Annotated in this window: 16 protein-coding genes; 15 read left to right on the forward strand and 1 reads right to left on the reverse strand. The window is 63.7% G+C overall.

Going from position 1 to position 15,535, the window contains the following annotated elements; translation table 11 throughout:
- The first annotated feature begins 120 nt into the window (after nucleotides 1-120).
- The 7 genes from ASG57_RS14615 to ASG57_RS14645 all read left to right on the forward strand — a co-directional run bounded on the left by ASG57_RS14615 (nucleotide 121) and on the right by ASG57_RS14645 (nucleotide 6,040).
- Nucleotides 121-915, forward strand: a complete 795-nt coding sequence (locus ASG57_RS14615; RefSeq protein ID WP_057196602.1) for a thymidylate synthase — start codon at nucleotides 121-123, stop codon at nucleotides 913-915.
- A 6-nt stretch (nucleotides 916-921) separates the two neighbouring features.
- Nucleotides 922-1,407 carry a GNAT family N-acetyltransferase gene (locus ASG57_RS14620; protein ID WP_024339619.1) on the forward strand — a complete coding sequence of 162 codons (486 nt, stop codon included), beginning with the start codon at nucleotides 922-924 and terminating at the stop codon, nucleotides 1,405-1,407.
- On the forward strand, nucleotides 1,407-1,916 hold the full coding sequence (locus ASG57_RS14625; protein ID WP_057196603.1) for a dihydrofolate reductase: 510 nt from the start codon (nucleotides 1,407-1,409) through the stop codon (nucleotides 1,914-1,916). Before ASG57_RS14620 ends, ASG57_RS14625 begins: the two co-directional genes overlap by 1 nt.
- Nucleotides 1,917-2,069: 153 nt before the next feature.
- Nucleotides 2,070-3,209 (forward strand): FtsH protease activity modulator HflK, encoded by a 1,140-nt coding sequence (hflK, locus tag ASG57_RS14630; protein ID WP_024339621.1) that lies wholly within the window; start codon nucleotides 2,070-2,072, stop codon nucleotides 3,207-3,209.
- A complete protein-coding gene (gene hflC, locus ASG57_RS14635) occupies nucleotides 3,206-4,102 on the forward strand; it encodes a protease modulator HflC (RefSeq protein ID WP_024339622.1) in 897 nt (298 codons plus the stop codon). Before hflK ends, hflC begins: the two co-directional genes overlap by 4 nt.
- 71 nt (nucleotides 4,103-4,173) lie before the next feature.
- A complete protein-coding gene (locus ASG57_RS14640; protein WP_024339623.1) occupies nucleotides 4,174-4,380 on the forward strand; it encodes a DUF2065 domain-containing protein in 207 nt (68 codons plus the stop codon).
- 142 nt (nucleotides 4,381-4,522) lie between these two features.
- The gene (locus tag ASG57_RS14645) at nucleotides 4,523-6,040 is read left to right on the forward strand and encodes a Do family serine endopeptidase (protein ID WP_024339624.1); all 1,518 of its coding nucleotides are present in this window, start codon (nucleotides 4,523-4,525) and stop codon (nucleotides 6,038-6,040) included.
- Between the two features lie 141 nt (nucleotides 6,041-6,181).
- Here the strand turns inward: ASG57_RS14645 and serB are convergent, their stop codons facing one another.
- Nucleotides 6,182-7,087 carry a phosphoserine phosphatase SerB gene (serB, locus tag ASG57_RS14650; protein ID WP_057196604.1) on the reverse strand — a complete coding sequence of 302 codons (906 nt, stop codon included), beginning with the start codon at nucleotides 7,085-7,087 and terminating at the stop codon, nucleotides 6,182-6,184.
- 11 nt (nucleotides 7,088-7,098) lie between these two features.
- On the opposite strand from serB, the gene miaA reads away from it, so the two are divergent.
- The 8 genes from miaA (at nucleotide 7,099) to ASG57_RS14690 (ending at nucleotide 15,525) form a co-directional block, all read left to right on the forward strand.
- Nucleotides 7,099-8,052, forward strand: a complete 954-nt coding sequence (gene miaA, locus ASG57_RS14655; RefSeq protein WP_057196605.1) for a tRNA (adenosine(37)-N6)-dimethylallyltransferase MiaA — start codon at nucleotides 7,099-7,101, stop codon at nucleotides 8,050-8,052.
- Between the two features lie 329 nt (nucleotides 8,053-8,381).
- On the forward strand, nucleotides 8,382-10,157 hold the full coding sequence (locus ASG57_RS14660; RefSeq protein ID WP_024339627.1) for an acetolactate synthase 3 large subunit: 1,776 nt from the start codon (nucleotides 8,382-8,384) through the stop codon (nucleotides 10,155-10,157).
- Between the two features lie 24 nt (nucleotides 10,158-10,181).
- Nucleotides 10,182-10,724 carry an acetolactate synthase small subunit gene (gene ilvN / locus ASG57_RS14665; protein WP_024339628.1) on the forward strand — a complete coding sequence of 181 codons (543 nt, stop codon included), beginning with the start codon at nucleotides 10,182-10,184 and terminating at the stop codon, nucleotides 10,722-10,724.
- A 3-nt stretch (nucleotides 10,725-10,727) separates the two neighbouring features.
- On the forward strand, nucleotides 10,728-11,423 hold the full coding sequence (locus ASG57_RS14670) for a class I SAM-dependent methyltransferase (protein WP_024339629.1): 696 nt from the start codon (nucleotides 10,728-10,730) through the stop codon (nucleotides 11,421-11,423).
- A 45-nt stretch (nucleotides 11,424-11,468) separates the two neighbouring features.
- A complete protein-coding gene (locus ASG57_RS14675) occupies nucleotides 11,469-12,344 on the forward strand; it encodes an EamA family transporter (RefSeq protein ID WP_024339630.1) in 876 nt (291 codons plus the stop codon).
- Between the two features lie 7 nt (nucleotides 12,345-12,351).
- The gene (locus ASG57_RS14680) at nucleotides 12,352-12,954 is read left to right on the forward strand and encodes a LysE family translocator (RefSeq protein WP_024339631.1); all 603 of its coding nucleotides are present in this window, start codon (nucleotides 12,352-12,354) and stop codon (nucleotides 12,952-12,954) included.
- Nucleotides 12,955-13,086: 132 nt separating this feature from the next.
- Nucleotides 13,087-14,106: a ketol-acid reductoisomerase gene (gene ilvC, locus ASG57_RS14685; RefSeq protein WP_024339632.1), complete on the forward strand. Its 1,020-nt coding sequence runs from the start codon at nucleotides 13,087-13,089 to the stop codon at nucleotides 14,104-14,106.
- Nucleotides 14,107-14,676: 570 nt separating this feature from the next.
- Entirely contained in the window at nucleotides 14,677-15,525 is an 849-nt protein-coding gene (locus ASG57_RS14690) for an SDR family oxidoreductase (protein WP_057196606.1), read from the forward strand.
- Nucleotides 15,526-15,535: the final 10 nt, after the last annotated feature.

Consider the following 15,535-nt stretch of genomic DNA (forward strand, 5'->3'; position numbering starts at 1 on the left):
GTCGTTTGCGGCGGGAACACTCACTTTTTCCGGGTATAATCGGCCGGGACAGCGAATCGCCGCTGTCGCAGCGCGGAGGCTGTCGCTAAGATCGCTGCCTCCCCAAAGGCTTATTCGCCCATGCACCAATATCAGGACCTGCTCGAGCGGATTCTTTCCGACGGCGTCGAGAAGACCGATCGGACCGGCACCGGCACGCTCTCGGTATTCGGCCATCAAATGCGCTTCAATCTGTCGACCGGCTTCCCGATGCTGACGACCAAGCGGCTGCCGTTGAAGGCGATCGTGCATGAGCTGCTCTGGTTCCTGAAGGGCGACACCAACATCAAATACCTGCGCGACAACGGCGTCACCATCTGGGACGAGTGGGCGGATGCCAATGGCGATCTCGGCCCGGTCTATGGCCATCAGTGGCGCTCATGGCCGGCCCCGGACGGCCGCAGCATCGACCAGATCGCCAACGTCGTGGACATGATCAAGCGCAATCCGGACTCGCGCCGCCTGATCGTCTCGGCGTGGAATCCGGCCGAGGTCGACAAGATGGCGCTGCCGCCGTGCCATTGCCTGTTCCAGTTCTACGTCGCCAACGGCAAGCTGTCCTGTCAGCTCTATCAGCGCTCCGCCGACGTCTTCCTCGGCGTGCCCTTCAACATCGCCTCGTACTCGCTGCTCACCATGATGGTGGCGCAGGTCACCGGTCTGAAGCCCGGCGATTTCGTGCATTCGTTCGGCGACGCGCATCTCTATTCCAACCACCTGGAGCAGGCGAAGCTCCAGCTCACCCGCGCGCCGCGAGCGTTGCCGGTGATGCGCATCAACCCTGAGGTCAAGGACATCTTCTCCTTCCGCTTCGAGGATTTCGAACTCGTCGGCTACGATCCGCACCCGCACATCAAGGCGGAAGTCGCGGTCTAGCGCCCTATGTCGCTCAACATCCGCCGAGTGCGCCAAGGCGAAGCCGGACTTGTTCTCGCTTTTATCCGGGAACTGGCCGAGTACGAAAAGCTTTCCCACGAAGTGGAGGCGACCGAAGCCGACATCGCCGATGCGCTGTTCGGCGAAAGGCCGCAACTCTATTGCGCCATCGCGGAGTGGAACGGTGAGCCGGTCGGCTTCGCGGTGTGGTTCGCGAATTTCTCCACCTTCAGCGGCCGCCACGGCATCTATCTCGAAGATCTCTACGTGCGGCCGTCGCATCGGGGCAGGGGCCTCGGGAAGGCGCTGCTGGTCTATCTGGCCAGGGAATGCGTCGAGAACGGCTGGTCGCGTCTGCAATGGGCCGTGCTCGACTGGAACGCACCGTCGATCGCCTTCTACAAGTCGCTCGGCGCGGTCATGATGGATGATTGGACGCTGTGCCGCGTCACCGGGCCCGCACTGACGCGGCTTGCCGGGAGCACGTCCTGATGGAAATCGTCTTCGTCGTTGCGATCGCGGAGAACGGCGTCATCGGCGCCGGCAACGCCATTCCATGGCGGTTGAAATCCGATATGGCCCACTTCAAGGCGCTCACGATCGGCAAGCCGGTTATCATGGGCCGCAAGACCTTCGAATCCCTGCGCCGGCCGCTGCCGGGCCGTACCAACATCGTGATCACGCGCGATGCCGCCTATCGCGCCGCAGGCGCCATTGTCACGACGTCGGTCGCGGCTGCGGACGCGGTTGCGCGAGGCGATGCCCTGCGGCGTTCGGTCACTGAGGTCGCTGTGATCGGCGGCGCGGAAATCTACCGGCAATGGCTCGATCGCGCTGATCGCCTTGAGATCACCGAAGTGCATGCACGGCCCGACGGCGACACGCATTTTGATATCGACAAGGCAAAATGGAACGAGATCGTGCGCATCCGTCATCCTGCCGGCCCCGACGACAGCGTCGATTTCTCCTATGTGACATATCGTCGGCGGTCGGGCCATTAACCGCACTCGCCAATGTTTACATTGACTTTTTCGTGCCCGAGCATAGCTCGGAAGACGGCCCGGGTTGCGTTGTAAGGGACTTGCCTGTCCCCTATAAAGCCGGACCGGATAAAGCGGGCGGGGGGCATTCCACCCTGCCGAGGAGAGCATCGAATGCCGTGGAAGAATCAGGGCGGTGGCCCATGGGGCTCGGGTCCAAAGGGACCGTGGGGCTCAGGCCCGCAACCGGTCGGGCCGAGGCCTCCGGATCTGGAAGACCTTCTGCGGCGCGGCCAGGACCGCCTCCAGCAGATCATGCCGGGCGGCTATTTCTCCGGCATCGGCATCACGCTGATCATCCTGCTGATCGCCGCATTCTGGCTGCTCTCGGGCTTCTTCCGCGTCCAGTCCGAAGAACTCGGCGTCGTGTTGCGCTTCGGCAAGCATGTCCGCACCGTGCAGCCGGGCCTGAACTATCATCTGCCTTATCCGATCGAGACCGTGCTGCTGCCCAAGGCGCTGCGCGTCAACACCATCTCCATCGGCATGACGCTGATCGAAGATCCGGCGCGGCGCGGCCGCTCCGTTCGTGACGTGCCGGAAGAGAGTCTGATGCTGACCGGCGACGAGAACATCGTCGACGTCGACTTCACCGTGCTCTGGCGCATCAAGCCGGACGGGGTCGGCGACTTCCTCTTCAACATCCAGAACCCCGAAGGCACCGTGAAGGCAGTCGCCGAGAGCGCGATGCGCGAGGTGATTGGCCGCTCGCAGATCCAGCCGATCCTGACCGGCGCGCGAAACGTCACCGAGCAGAACGTGCACGAACTGATCCAGAAGACTCTGGACAGCTACGGTGCGGGTATCCAGATCAGTCAGGTGCAGATGCAGAAGGTGGATCCGCCGGCGCAGGTGATCGACGCTTTCCGCGACGTCCAGGCGGCGCGCGCCAACCAGGAGCAGTTGCAGAACGAGGCGCAGACCTACGCCAATCAGGTTATCCCGCAGGCGCGCGGCCGTGCCGCGCAGATCCTGCAGGCTGCCGAAGGTTACAAGGAGCAGGCGGTCGCCGAGGCCAAGGGCCAGAGCGCGCGCTTCCTCAACGTTTACGAGGAATACAAGAAGGCGCCCGACGTGACGCGTGAACGGATCTATCTGGAGACCATGGAGCGCGTGCTCGGTGGCGCGGACAAGCTCATTTTTGACGGCGGCGGCGCCTCGGGCCAGGGCATCGTGCCCTATCTGCCCCTCGGCGAATTGACGACCAAGCGGCCGCCTACCACCGGTCCGCAGTCGAGCGGAGGCAGCCGATGAGGTCTCCGGTCACAGGTATCGTCACGTTGCTCGGGCTCCTGCTCGTCGTGATCGTCGGCTACATGTCGCTGTTCACGGTGCAGCAGACCGAGCAGACCATCGTGCTCCAGTTCGGCCGGCCCGTCGACGTCGTCACCGCGCCGGGCCTGCATTTCAAGGCGCCTTGGAATTCGGTGATCAACATCGACAAGCGAATCCTCGACCTGGAGAACCCGTCGCAGGAAGCGATCGCGTCCGACCAGAAGCGGCTCGTGGTCGACGCCTTCGCGCGCTATCGGATCGAGAATGCGTTGCGCTTCTATCAGAGCATCGGCTCGATCCAGGCTGCCAACGTCCAGCTCACCACGCTCCTGAACGCGGCGCTGCGCCGTGTGCTCGGCGAGGTCACCTTCATCAACGTGGTGCGTGACGACCGCGAGAAGCTGATGCAGCGTATCCGCGACCAGCTTGACCGCGAGGCGGAGGGCTACGGCATCGAGGTTGTGGACGTCCGGATCCGCCGCGCCGACCTGCCGGAGCAGAACAGCCAGGCGGTCTATCAGCGCATGAAGACCGAACGTGAGCGAGAGGCGGCTGAGTTCCGCGCGCAGGGCGGCCAGAAGGCCCAGGAGATCAGGTCCAAGGCCGACCGCGAGGCGACGGTAATCATCGCGGAGGCCAACTCGCAGGCCGAGCAGACCCGGGGCGCGGGCGATGCCGAGCGCAACAGGCTGTTCGCCGAAGCCTACAGCAAGGACGCCGATTTCTTCGCCTTCTATCGGTCTATGACGGCCTATGAGAACGGGCTGCGGTCCAACGACACCCGCTTCCTGCTGCGGCCGGAATCGGATTTCTTCCGGTACTTCAGTAATCCGTCCGGCAGGATGGCACCCGAGACGCTCGCGAAGCCGTAAGATAGACAAGGGCGGCCGGTCTGGCCGCCCTTCGTCCAGACAAGAACAGCACTACGGGAGGTTCCATTCCGATGAGGTCCATTGCGTTCGCCGACTTCCTCATCGGCCTAGGCATCCTTTTCGTGCTGGAAGGCTTGATGTTCGCGGCCAGTCCCAACTGGATGCGCAAAGCGATGAAGAGCGTCATCACGACGCCGGACAACATACTGAGGGCCGTCGGGATCGGCTCGGCCGTGGCCGGGCTGGTGCTGATCTGGGTTATACGGCGCCCGATTTAGGCATCAGGCCAACGCCAAAGTGAAGGCGCCAGACTGGTTTTCGCCGTATTATCCAGGTCTTGAGGCCCGTTAACGGCCGCGCTTGCACCCTGCCCCCGTTCGAGCGCAGTCTGGCGCCGAATCCCTTTGCCTGGAGATCACAATGACCGCTGCCACCACTGCCCCGTCCCGCTCGCGCCGTGGCGTGCGACTTGGTGTGCGAATTGGGCTGGCCGCGCTCGCCGTCGGTGCTTTCAGCATGTTCGGCACGCCGGCCGATGCGCGCGGACCGGATGGCATTGCCGACGTCGCCGAGAAGGTGATCGATGCGGTCGTCAACATCTCGACCTCGCAGAACGTCGAGGCCAAGGGCGGGGGCAGCAACTCCATGCCGCAACTGCCGCCCGGCTCACCCTTCGAAGAGTTCTTCGATGATTTCTTCAAGAATCGCCGAGGGCCCGGCGGCGGCAGCAAGGGCGGCGAGAACAGCGCGCCGCGCAAGACCAATTCGCTCGGAAGCGGTTTCATCATCGACACTTCGGGCGTCGTCGTCACCAACAACCACGTCATTGCGGACGCCGACGAGATCCACGTCATCCTCAACGACGGCACCAAGATCAAGGCCGAGCTGGTCGGCGTCGACAAGAAGACCGATCTCGCCGTGCTCAAGATCAAGCCGACGAAGCCGTTGGTCGCGGTCAAGTTCGGCGATTCCGACAAGCTGCGCCTCGGCGACTGGGTGGTCGCAATCGGCAATCCCTTCAGCCTGGGAGGCACGGTGACCGCCGGCATCGTATCGGCCAAGAACCGCGACATCTCCTCAGGCCCTTACGACAGCTACATCCAGACCGACGCATCCATCAACCGCGGCAATTCCGGCGGTCCGCTGTTCAACCTCGACGGCGACGTCGTCGGCGTCAACACGCTGATCATCTCGCCCTCGGGCGGCTCCATTGGCATCGGTTTCGCCGTGCCGTCGAAGACGGTGGTGGGCGTCGTCGATCAGCTCCGCCAGTTCGGCGAGCTGCGCCGTGGCTGGCTTGGCGTGCGCATCCAGAGCGTCACGGACGAGATCGCAGAGAGCCTCAACATCAAGCCGGCGCGTGGTGCATTGGTCGCCGGCGTCGACGACAAGGGCCCGGCCAAGCCCGCCGGCATCGAGCCCGGCGACGTCGTCGTCAAGTTCGACGGCAAGGACGTCAAGGACCCGAAGGACCTCTCCCGCGTCGTCGCCGACACGGCGGTCGGCAAGGAGGTTGACGTCGTCATCATCCGCAAGGGTCAGGAAGAGACCAAGAAGGTCACGCTCGGCCGCCTCCAGGAGCCCGACAAGGTGCAGGCCGCCGTGAAGACCGAGGGGCCGGCGCCGGAGAAGCCGGTGACGCAGAAGGCGCTCGGCCTGGATCTCGCAGCGCTGAGCAAGGATCTGCGGACGCGCTACAAGATCAAGGACAGCGTCAAGGGTGTCGTCGTCACCAATGTCGACGCCAATTCGGACGCCGCCGAGAAGCGCCTGTCCGCCGGCGACGTCATCGTCGAGGTGGCGCAGGAGGCCGTCTCCAGCGGTGCCGACATCCAGAAGCGGGTCGATCAGCTCAAGAAGGACGGCAAGAAGTCGGTGCTGCTGCTGGTCTCGAACGGCGAGGGCGAGCTGCGCTTTGTTGCGCTGAGCGTGCAGTGAGATGAAGAGCTGTTCGCGCTCACACTCACTGTCATTCCGGGATAGTGCGCAAGCACAAGGCCCCAGGTGCGCAATGCGCACTGGGAGTGTCGGGATTCCGGGTACGATGCTTCGCATCGCCCCGGAATGACGGACAGGAAGCTAAGCTTCCACGAACTCGTCCCGCCGATACCCCTGCGCATAGAGCAGCGCGGTGAGATCTCCGTGGTCGATCCGTGCGGCCGCGGCTGCGGCCACTGCGGGCTTGGCGTGATAGGCCACACCGAGCCCTGCCGCCTGAATCATTGCGAGATCGTTGGCGCCGTCGCCGACGACGACCGAGTCGATGTCGTCGAGATCGAACGACTCGATCAGATCCACCAGCGTCGCGAGCTTTGCAGCGCGCCCTAGGATCGGCTCCTTCACCTCGCCGGTGAACTTGCCGTCGCGCACGACAAGCTCGTTGGCGCGGTTCTCCTGGAAGCCGAGCTTGGCGGCGACCGCGCTGGTGAATAGCGTGAAACCGCCCGAGACGAGACAGGTATAGGCGCCGTTCGCGCGCATGGTCGCGACCAGTTCCCGGCCTCCCGGCGTCAGCGTGATGCGCTTGGCCAGCACCTCGTCGACCGCGCCGGCGGGCAGGCCCTTCAAAAGCGCGACGCGCTCGCGCAGCGCCGGCTCGAACTCGATCTCGCCGCGCATCGCGCGCTCGGTGATGGCGGCGACATGCGCCTTCACCCCGACGAAATCGGCGAGCTCGTCGATGCATTCCTGGCCGATCATGGTGGAATCCATGTCGGCGAGAAAAAGCTTCTTGCGCCGGACGCCGACTGGCTGCAGGACGATGTCGATGGGCAGGTCGCCGCGGAGTTCGCGGAGCCGCTGCTCGATGGCGTGACGGTCGCCTCCGAGGTTACTGTCGGCGCCGAAGGGAATGTCGACCGCAACCCCGTCGAACAGCCAGTGCGCGGGAGCGGCCTGAGGCAGTACGGCGCGTGCGCCGTCGACGATGGTCGAGTCCAGCGCGGGATTGTCAGGGTTGCAGATCAGCGTGGCGACGAGGGACATTTGAGGTTTTCGTGAGCGAGGAGCGAGCCGGCAGAAGGCCTACTGGCAAGGCCGTGCTTATCGCAGGCCCGACCGCCAGCGGCAAGTCGGCGCTGGCCCTCGAGCTCGCGCATGCCACCGGTGGTATCGTCATCAATGCCGATTCCATGCAGGTCTATCGCGACCTGCGCATCATCACGGCGCGGCCGACAGAGGATGAGGAAGCCCGCGCTCCGCACCGTCTCTACGGGCATGTCGATGCGGCCGTGAATTTCTCGGCTGGCGCCTGGGTTGCCGATGCGGCGCAGGCGCTCGAACAGGCGAGAATCGAAGGCCGCCTGCCGATCTTCATCGGCGGCACCGGGCTGTACTTCAGGGCGCTGACGGCGGGGCTCTCGGTGGTACCTCCGATTCCTGCCGAGGTGCGCGAGGACGTGCGCGCGCGACTGGAACGGAACGGCGTGGAGGCGCTGCACGCGGAACTGGCTGTCCGCGATCCGCTTGCGGCCGAGCGATTGAAGCTGCGCGACCGCACCCGGATCGCGCGCGCGCTGGAGGTGATTGAGGCGACCGGACGGTCGCTGCTCGACTGGCATCGGGAGGGACAGCCGCCGCTGCTGCCCAAGGATAGCTTTCGCGCGGTGTTTCTCGCACCTGAGCGGAACGAGCTTTATGCCCGCATCGACGCACGCTTCGATGCCATGCTGGGAGCCGGAGCGCTCGGCGAGGTCGAGCGGCTCGCCGCCCGGCACCTCGACCCGCTGCTGCCGGCGATGAAGGCGCATGGCGTGCCGTCTTTGATCAGGCATCTGCGCGGCGAGCTCAGCCTGGGAGAAGCAGCTGCCATCGGCCGCGCCGACACCCGCCATTATGCCAAGCGGCAATTCACCTGGTTTCGGCACCAACTGCCCGAGTTCGAATGGGTGCGGCCGGAGGAGGCGCGAGGATGGCTTGCCGCGACCGTGGCTGAGGGTGCCACCGGCTGACTCGCTTTTCTGGTCGGGTTCCCCAATTTACCTCTCGCCGAACCCCGGGAACACCGCTACACTGCCAAAATCGTGCGGGAACGGCCGCATTGCCTTGACATCCAAGCTTTGGCCGCTATGTTTCGCGCAACCTTTGGGAAGCTGACCGCCTGCCATGCGTAATATTATTACCAAACTCCTTATCGCCGTCGTACCCAGGCACACCGCCGGGGATGGCTAGCTGCCATCCAGAAGACAGGCGGTGTGCATGGGCCCTCTTCGGGGCCTTTTTTATTTGCCGAACCCGACACGAACGAAGCCGCTGACAACAGCGCATCCGGAGCAAGCCAATGAGCGACAAGAGCCACGATCCGAACCAGATGACCGGCGCCGCGATGATCGTCCGCGCGCTCATCGATCACGGCGTGACCGACATTTTCGGCTATCCCGGCGGCGCCGTACTTCCGATCTATGACGAGATTTTCCAGCAGAGCGAGGTCCAGCACATCCTGGTCCGCCACGAGCAGGGCGCAGGCCACGCCGCCGAGGGCTATGCGCGCTCGACCGGCAAGCCGGGCGTCGCGCTGGTGACCTCCGGTCCCGGTGCCACCAACATGGTGACGCCGTTGACGGATGCATTGATGGATTCGATCCCGCTGGTCTGCATCTCCGGCCAGGTGCCGACGCATCTGATCGGCAACGACGCGTTCCAGGAATGCGACACCGTCGGCATCACGCGCCCCTGCACCAAGCACAACTGGCTGGTGCGTGACGTCAACGATCTCGCAAAAGTGCTCCATGAGGCCTTCTATGTCGCGACCTCCGGCCGTCCCGGCCCGGTGCTGGTCGACGTTCCCAAGGACGTGCAGTTCGCCACCGGCACCTATCATCCGCCGCGCAAGTCCGACGTGCATCGCTCCTATGCGCCGCGCCTGAAGGGCGATGCGTCGCAGATCCGCAAGGCGGTCTCGCTGCTCGCGAGCGCCAAGCGCCCGGTGATCTACAGCGGCGGCGGCGTCATCAATTCCGGCCCGGAGGCGACCAGGCTCCTGCGCGAGCTCGTCGAAGTCACCGGCTTCCCGATCACCTCCACGCTGATGGGCCTCGGCGCCTATCCGGCGTCGGGCAAGAATTGGCTTGGCATGCTCGGCATGCACGGCACCTACGAAGCGAACATGACGATGCATGATTGCGACGTCATGCTGTGCGTGGGCGCGCGCTTCGACGATCGCATCACCGGCCGCGTCGATGCGTTTTCCCCTGGCTCGAAGAAGATCCACATCGACATCGATCCGTCCTCGATCAACAAGAACATTCGGGTCGACGTGCCGATCATCGGCGATTGCGGCAACGTTCTTGGCGACATTCTTCAGGTGTTCAAGGCGGAGGCGAAGAAGCCCGACATCAAGTCGTGGTGGCAGCAGATCGCACAATGGCGCGCCCGCAACTCGCTCTATTACAAGAAGAGCAACGACGTCATCCTGCCGCAGCACGCGATCCAAAGCCTGTTCGAGGCAACGCGCGGCAAGGATACCTACATCACGACCGAGGTCGGCCAGCACCAGATGTGGGCGGCGCAGTTCTACGGCTTCGAGGAGCCGCATCGCTGGATGACGTCGGGCGGTCTCGGCACGATGGGCTACGGCCTGCCGGCCGCGGTCGGCGTGCAGGTGGCGCATCCCGACAGTCTCGTCATCGACATCGCGGGCGATGCCTCGGTGCAGATGACGATGCAGGAGATGTCGACGGCCGTTCAGTATGAGCTGCCCATCAAGATCTTCATTCTCAACAACCAGTACATGGGCATGGTGCGGCAATGGCAGCAGCTGCTGCACGGCAACCGACTGTCGCATTCCTACTCGGAGGCGTTGCCGGATTTCGTCAAGCTCGCGGATGCCTATGGCTGTGTCGGCCTTCAGGTGCACAAACCCGCCGATCTCGACGGCGCCATCCACGAAATGATCTCGGTCAAGCGTCCGGTGCTGTTCGACTGCCGCGTCGCCGCGCTGGAAAACTGCTTCCCGATGATTCCCTCCGGCAAGGCGCACAACGAGATGCTGCTGCCGGAGCAGGCGAATGACGAGGCCACCGCGAGGGCATTCGCCGGCGGCAAGGCGCTGGTGTGACGAGAGACATTTGAGGGGACGACAATGAACCAGCCCGCATCCGCCTACTTCATCGAGGAGCGTCACGATCCCAACGAGACGCATACGCTCTCCGTGCTCGTGCAGAACGAGCCGGGCGTGCTCGCGCGCGTCATCGGCTTGTTTTCCGGTCGCGGCTACAACATCGAGAGCCTCACGGTCTCCGAGACCGAGGCCCAGAAGCATCTGTCGCGCATTACCATCGTCACCACGGGCACGCCGATGGTGATCGAGCAGATCAAGCACCAGCTCGATCGCATGATCCCGGTCTACCGCGTCGTCGACATGACTCTGACGAAGCGTTCGATCGAGCGCGAGCTTGCCATGGTGAAGGTGCGCGGGCAGGGCGAGCACCGCGTCGAGGCGCTGAGGCTGGCGGACGCTTTCCGCGCCCGCGTGATCGACGCTACGACCGAGAGCTTTGTGTTCGAGATCACAGGCAATACGGACAAGATCAATCAATTTATCGACCTGATGCGCCCGCTCGGCCTGGTCGAAGTGTCGCGCACCGGCGTTGCCGCGATCGGTCGCGGGCCCGAAGGGATGTGAGCCATGCTGGCGCGCGATTGGTACTATAATGAGCGGAATCGGATGGGAATCGAGCCCGCCGTGGCCTCGATCTACGACAGTCACGAGGATGCCGATCTGCGGGCGCGCGCCGCGCTGAAAATGCTCGGTGTGCAGCGCGGCTGGCGCATCGCCGACATCGGCTGCGGCAACGGCGTGCTCGCCACCGAAGCCGCACTGATGGGTGCCGAGGTCGACGCCATCGACATCTCGCCCGCGATGCTGGCGCTCGCCGAGATCTACGCGCGCGACCGCAAGGCTCCCGTACGCACTCAATCGGCCGGCCTGCTCAGCTTCGCCTATCGCCCGGAAACCTATGACCTGATCGTCAGCGAGTTCACGCTGCACCATCTGCCTGATTTCTGGAAGGCGGTGGCGATATCGCGGATCTATCGCGCACTGAAACCGGGCGCGAGCTTCTATCTACGCGACATCGTCTACACCGCGATGCCTGATGCGATCGAACGTGACGTCGAGCAATGGGCCGACTTTCAGATCAAGAACCACGATTTTTCGCGCGAGAGCGTCGTGGCGCACATGCGCGATGAATATTCCACCTTCGGCTGGGTGATGGAGCGGATGCTGATCGACGTCGGATTTACGCTGGTCTCGGCCGATTACCACGCGCCCATGCACGGTACCTATCTGCTGCGGAAACCAAAGGCCGGCGAGCAAGGCTAGAGAAAAGCAACAGGGCTGCACGACAGTGCAGAACCGGGAACGACAATGAAGCCGGCCGACATCCTCATCGCCATCCTGGTGGCGATCATCTGGGGACTTGCCTTCGTGGCGAGCCGGATCGCGCTCGACGAATTTTCGCCGGAGCTGATGACGGCGATGCGCTTCGCCATCGCCGCCATACCGTGTCTTTTCATTCCCAAGCCGAAGGTCGCCTGGTCGCTGCTGCTGGCCATCAGCTCCACTCTGTTTCTCGGACAGTTCCTGAGTCAAGCCTATGGCATCGCCCACGGCGTACCGGTGGGGCTGACCAGCGTGGTCGTCCAGAGCCAGGCGCTGTTCACGATCGGCTTTGCCGCGCTCGCTTTCGGTGAGCGGCCGACGCCGGTGCAGACGCTGGGCATCGTCATCGCGGCGGCGGGACTTTTGATGATTTGCGCCACGGTCGGCTATGATTTCAGCGTCGGCGCGTTCGCGGTGCTGATGATCGCGCCGATCTGCTTTGCCGTCGGCAATCTTCTGCTGCGGGGCGCCCGTGGCGCGCCGATGTTCGACCTGTTCGCCTGGCTTTGCCTCACTGCGGCGGTGCCGCTGTTCGCGCTAACGCTGGTCGTCGACGGGCCGATGCCGACCGTCCGGGCGCTGACCCAAATGTCGCTCACCGGCCTGATTTGCCTGCTGGCGATCGGCGCCATCTCCACCAGCATTGCATACTGGCTCTGGGGCCGTCTGCTGCGCGACTATCCCGCCGCGCAAGTCGTGCCGTTCGCGCTGCTGGTGCCGTTCGTGGGATCAGCGGCTTCCAGCATCGTGTTCGGCGAGCGCTTCGGCCCTCTGAGGCTCGCCGGCATGCTCACCGTGATCGGTGGTATTGCGGTGATGGTGCTGGCGCAGCGTCCGCAAGTCCTGTCGAAGGCCGCGTGAGCTGAGCATGTCCCAATCGCTGTTCTATGCCTTCCTCATCTTCATGGTCGTGATGTATTTCACGCCCGGCCCGAACAACATCATGCTGCTGTCCTCGGGCCTGACCTACGGCTTCCGCCGTACCATTCCCCATATCGTCGGGATCGTCATCGGCTTTGCCTTCATGGTTGCTGCAGTCGGCCTCGGGCTCGGCACCGTTTTCCTGGCCTATCCGATCCTCCAAACCGTTCTGAAATATGCCGGAGCCGCCTATCTGATCTACCTGGCCGCCGTGATCGCCATGTCCGGTCCGGCCAGGCCGGGCGAGGAGGAGGGCCGCGGCCCGATGACCTTCTGGGGCGCGGCCATGTTCCAGTGGATCAACGCCAAAGGCTGGGTGATCGTGATCGGCACCATCACCGCCTATGCCGCGATTGCCCAATTCCCTCTCAACATCGCCATCCAGACCCTGATCAGCCTCATCGTCGGCACGGTGTCGACCGTAGTTTGGGCGCTGTTCGGCACTGCACTACGGCCGGTGCTGACCTCCGAGCGGCTGGTGCGCGGCTTCAATATCCTGATGGCGATCCTGCTGCTCGCTTCTCTCTACCCCGTTTTCATGGATGCATGATGTCGCGGATTTCCATGCAGAAACGGGTTTCCCTCAAGGCTGAAAATGCTCTAGACAGCCTCCGAAATCCGCAAATTTCACCCTTCGGACACTGACCATCGGCCGATTACGGCCCTGAACGAGGAAACGACCATGCGTGTTTACTACGATCGCGACGCCGACCTGAACCTGATCAAGGGCAAGAAGGTCGCCATCGTCGGCTACGGCAGCCAGGGCCACGCCCATGCGCTCAACCTGAAAGATTCCGGCGTCAAGGAAGTCGCTATCGCGCTGCGCAAGGGCTCGGCCTCGGCCAAGAAAGCGGAGAACGCCGGCTTCAAGGTGATGGAAGTCGCCGAAGCCGCCAAATGGGCCGACCTCGTCATGATGCTCACGCCCGACGAGCTTCAGGGCGACATCTATCGCGAGCACCTTCACGACAACATGAAGAAGGGCGCCGCCCTCGTGTTCGCGCATGGCCTCAACGTGCATTTCAACCTGCTCGATCCGCGCGCCGATCTCGACGTGCTGATGATCGCGCCGAAGGGCCCCGGCCACACGGTGCGCTCGGAGTATCAGCGCGGCGGCGGCGTGCCCTGCCTGATCGCGATCGCCAAGGACGTCTCGGGCAACGCCCATGACCTCGGACTGTCCTATGCTTCGGCGATCGGCGGCGGCCGCGCTGGCATCATCGAGACCACCTTCAAGGAAGAGTGCGAGACCGACCTGTTCGGCGAGCAGGTCGTGCTCTGCGGCGGCCTCGTCGAATTGATCAAGGGCGGCTACGAGACGCTGGTCGAAGCCGGTTACGCTCCGGAGATGGCCTATTTCGAGTGCCTGCACGAAGTGAAGTTGATCGTCGACTTGATCTATGAAGGCGGCATCGCCAACATGAACTACTCGATCTCCAACACGGCCGAGTACGGTGAGTACGTCACAGGCCCGCGCATCATCACCGAAGAGACCAAGAAGGAGATGCGCAAGGTTCTGGCCGACATCCAGGGCGGTAAGTTCGCTCGCGACTGGATGCTCGAGAACAAGGTCAACCAGACCTCATTCAAGGCGACCCGCGCCAAGCTCGCCGCGCACCCGATCGAGGAAGTCGGTGCGAAGCTGCGCGACATGATGCCCTGGATCAAGAAGGGCGCGTTGGTCGACAAGACCAAGAACTGAGCTGTCGCGCCCCGGACGCAGCGCAGCACCTCAATGTTGCGCTGCTGATCCGGGGTCCATACGGCTGTTCTCTGCGCTTCGCCGCACTGCGCTTATCCGGAATGCGAGAGCGCCAAGCTTCGGTCGCCACACCAAATCTTAAATCTTCACGACTAGATTCGAGCGAGGTCGCAAGTAGCGGTCTCGCTCTTTTCATCACGCGCGGAAGCATTGCTGCTTCATCCACATTCTTCGCGCGTTGACGTGTATTCTGAGCACGAAGAACTGACGCTTAAACCACATTCTTGATCGCGCGCCGCTTCTGGCGATTTGCCTGCGAGCTTCCGAATACCAAAACGTCAGCGTCTTCAGCGGCCGGGAGTCGGCTCTTCATCTGCACTCTCATCGTCAGATCGAGCCCTCCGCACGACGTTCACGTCTCGCAGATACCAAGAACCGACATCAGCTACGCCTTCTTGCCACGCGTCGCCCGTGCCGGTTTCATCGTCCTTGCGCGGCCAGACAACCGTGGTCCATTGCGCTGGCGCGGCCTTCTCCGGCATGATTGTGGGAGCTTGAGGGGAGGGGACCATGCGATCAGTCGTCGTGACCGGGGCATCCACCGGCATCGGCTGGGCCATTGCGAAACTTCTGATCGGGCGCGGCTATCGCGTGTTCGGAAGTGTCCGCAAGCAGGTTGACGCCGATCGCCTCAGGGATGAGCTCGGCGCCGGCTTCGCGCCGCTGCTGTTCGACGTCACCGAGGAGGCTGCTGTCCTCGCGGCCGCGCGAACTGTCCGCGAGGCGCTGGGCGGCGAGACGCTGGCCGGTCTCGTCAACAATGCCGGCATCGCCGTCGCGGGTCCCGTCCTCGAATTGTCGGCCGACGATTTCCGGCGCCAGATGGACGTCAACGTTATCGGCCCGGTCCTCGCGACCCAGGCGTTCGGGCCGCTGCTCGGCGCAGATCCGTCGCTGAAGGGATCGAAGGGGCGGATCGTGATGATCAACTCGGTGGCGGGCAAGAACGGCAATCCGCTGTTGGCGCCCTACAGCACCTCCAAGCACGCCATCGAGGGCCTGTCGGAGAGCCTGCGCCGCGAACTGATGCTGTTCGGGATCGACGTCGTCATCGTCGCCCCCGGCGCGGTCAAGACGCCGATCTGGAGCAAGGCCGAACAGGTCGATCTCTCCATCTACAAAAACTCGCCCTACCTGCCGGCGCTCAACAAGGTCATGGCCGTCATGATGGAACTCGGCGCGAAGGGCCTGCCGGCCGAGCGCATCGCCGAAATCGTGCTCGAAGCGCTGACCGCGGCAAGCCCCAAGGTACGTTACCAGATCACGCCGGACCCGATGCGCCATCTGATCGCGGCCGTGTTGCCGAAGCGGACGCTCGACCGCATCATCGCCAAGCGGCTCGGTTTGCGGGAGCAGTGACGCCAGAGCC

Source organism: Bradyrhizobium sp. Leaf396, assembly GCF_001424605.1.
Classification (GTDB): Bacteria; Pseudomonadota; Alphaproteobacteria; order Rhizobiales; family Xanthobacteraceae; genus Bradyrhizobium; species Bradyrhizobium japonicum_C.

What these genes read in the sequence shown, in the direction of transcription:
- hflK (WP_024339621.1), top strand. Translation starts at nt 2,070, where the DNA reads ATGCCGTGGAAGAATCAGGGCGGTGGCCCATGGGGCTCGGGTCCAAAG.
- ASG57_RS14620 (WP_024339619.1), top strand. Translation starts at nt 922, where the DNA reads ATGTCGCTCAACATCCGCCGAGTGCGCCAAGGCGAAGCCGGACTTGTT.
- serB (WP_057196604.1), bottom strand. Translation starts at nt 7,087, where the DNA reads ATGTCCCTCGTCGCCACGCTGATCTGCAACCCTGACAATCCCGCGCTG.
- ASG57_RS14615 (WP_057196602.1), top strand. Translation starts at nt 121, where the DNA reads ATGCACCAATATCAGGACCTGCTCGAGCGGATTCTTTCCGACGGCGTC.
- ASG57_RS14625 (WP_057196603.1), top strand. Translation starts at nt 1,407, where the DNA reads ATGGAAATCGTCTTCGTCGTTGCGATCGCGGAGAACGGCGTCATCGGC.
- ilvN (WP_024339628.1), top strand. Translation starts at nt 10,182, where the DNA reads ATGAACCAGCCCGCATCCGCCTACTTCATCGAGGAGCGTCACGATCCC.
- ilvC (WP_024339632.1), top strand. Translation starts at nt 13,087, where the DNA reads ATGCGTGTTTACTACGATCGCGACGCCGACCTGAACCTGATCAAGGGC.
- ASG57_RS14670 (WP_024339629.1), top strand. Translation starts at nt 10,728, where the DNA reads ATGCTGGCGCGCGATTGGTACTATAATGAGCGGAATCGGATGGGAATC.
- ASG57_RS14640 (WP_024339623.1), top strand. Translation starts at nt 4,174, where the DNA reads ATGAGGTCCATTGCGTTCGCCGACTTCCTCATCGGCCTAGGCATCCTT.
- ASG57_RS14690 (WP_057196606.1), top strand. Translation starts at nt 14,677, where the DNA reads ATGCGATCAGTCGTCGTGACCGGGGCATCCACCGGCATCGGCTGGGCC.
- ASG57_RS14660 (WP_024339627.1), top strand. Translation starts at nt 8,382, where the DNA reads ATGAGCGACAAGAGCCACGATCCGAACCAGATGACCGGCGCCGCGATG.
- hflC (WP_024339622.1), top strand. Translation starts at nt 3,206, where the DNA reads ATGAGGTCTCCGGTCACAGGTATCGTCACGTTGCTCGGGCTCCTGCTC.
- ASG57_RS14645 (WP_024339624.1), top strand. Translation starts at nt 4,523, where the DNA reads ATGACCGCTGCCACCACTGCCCCGTCCCGCTCGCGCCGTGGCGTGCGA.
- ASG57_RS14680 (WP_024339631.1), top strand. Translation starts at nt 12,352, where the DNA reads ATGTCCCAATCGCTGTTCTATGCCTTCCTCATCTTCATGGTCGTGATG.
- ASG57_RS14675 (WP_024339630.1), top strand. Translation starts at nt 11,469, where the DNA reads ATGAAGCCGGCCGACATCCTCATCGCCATCCTGGTGGCGATCATCTGG.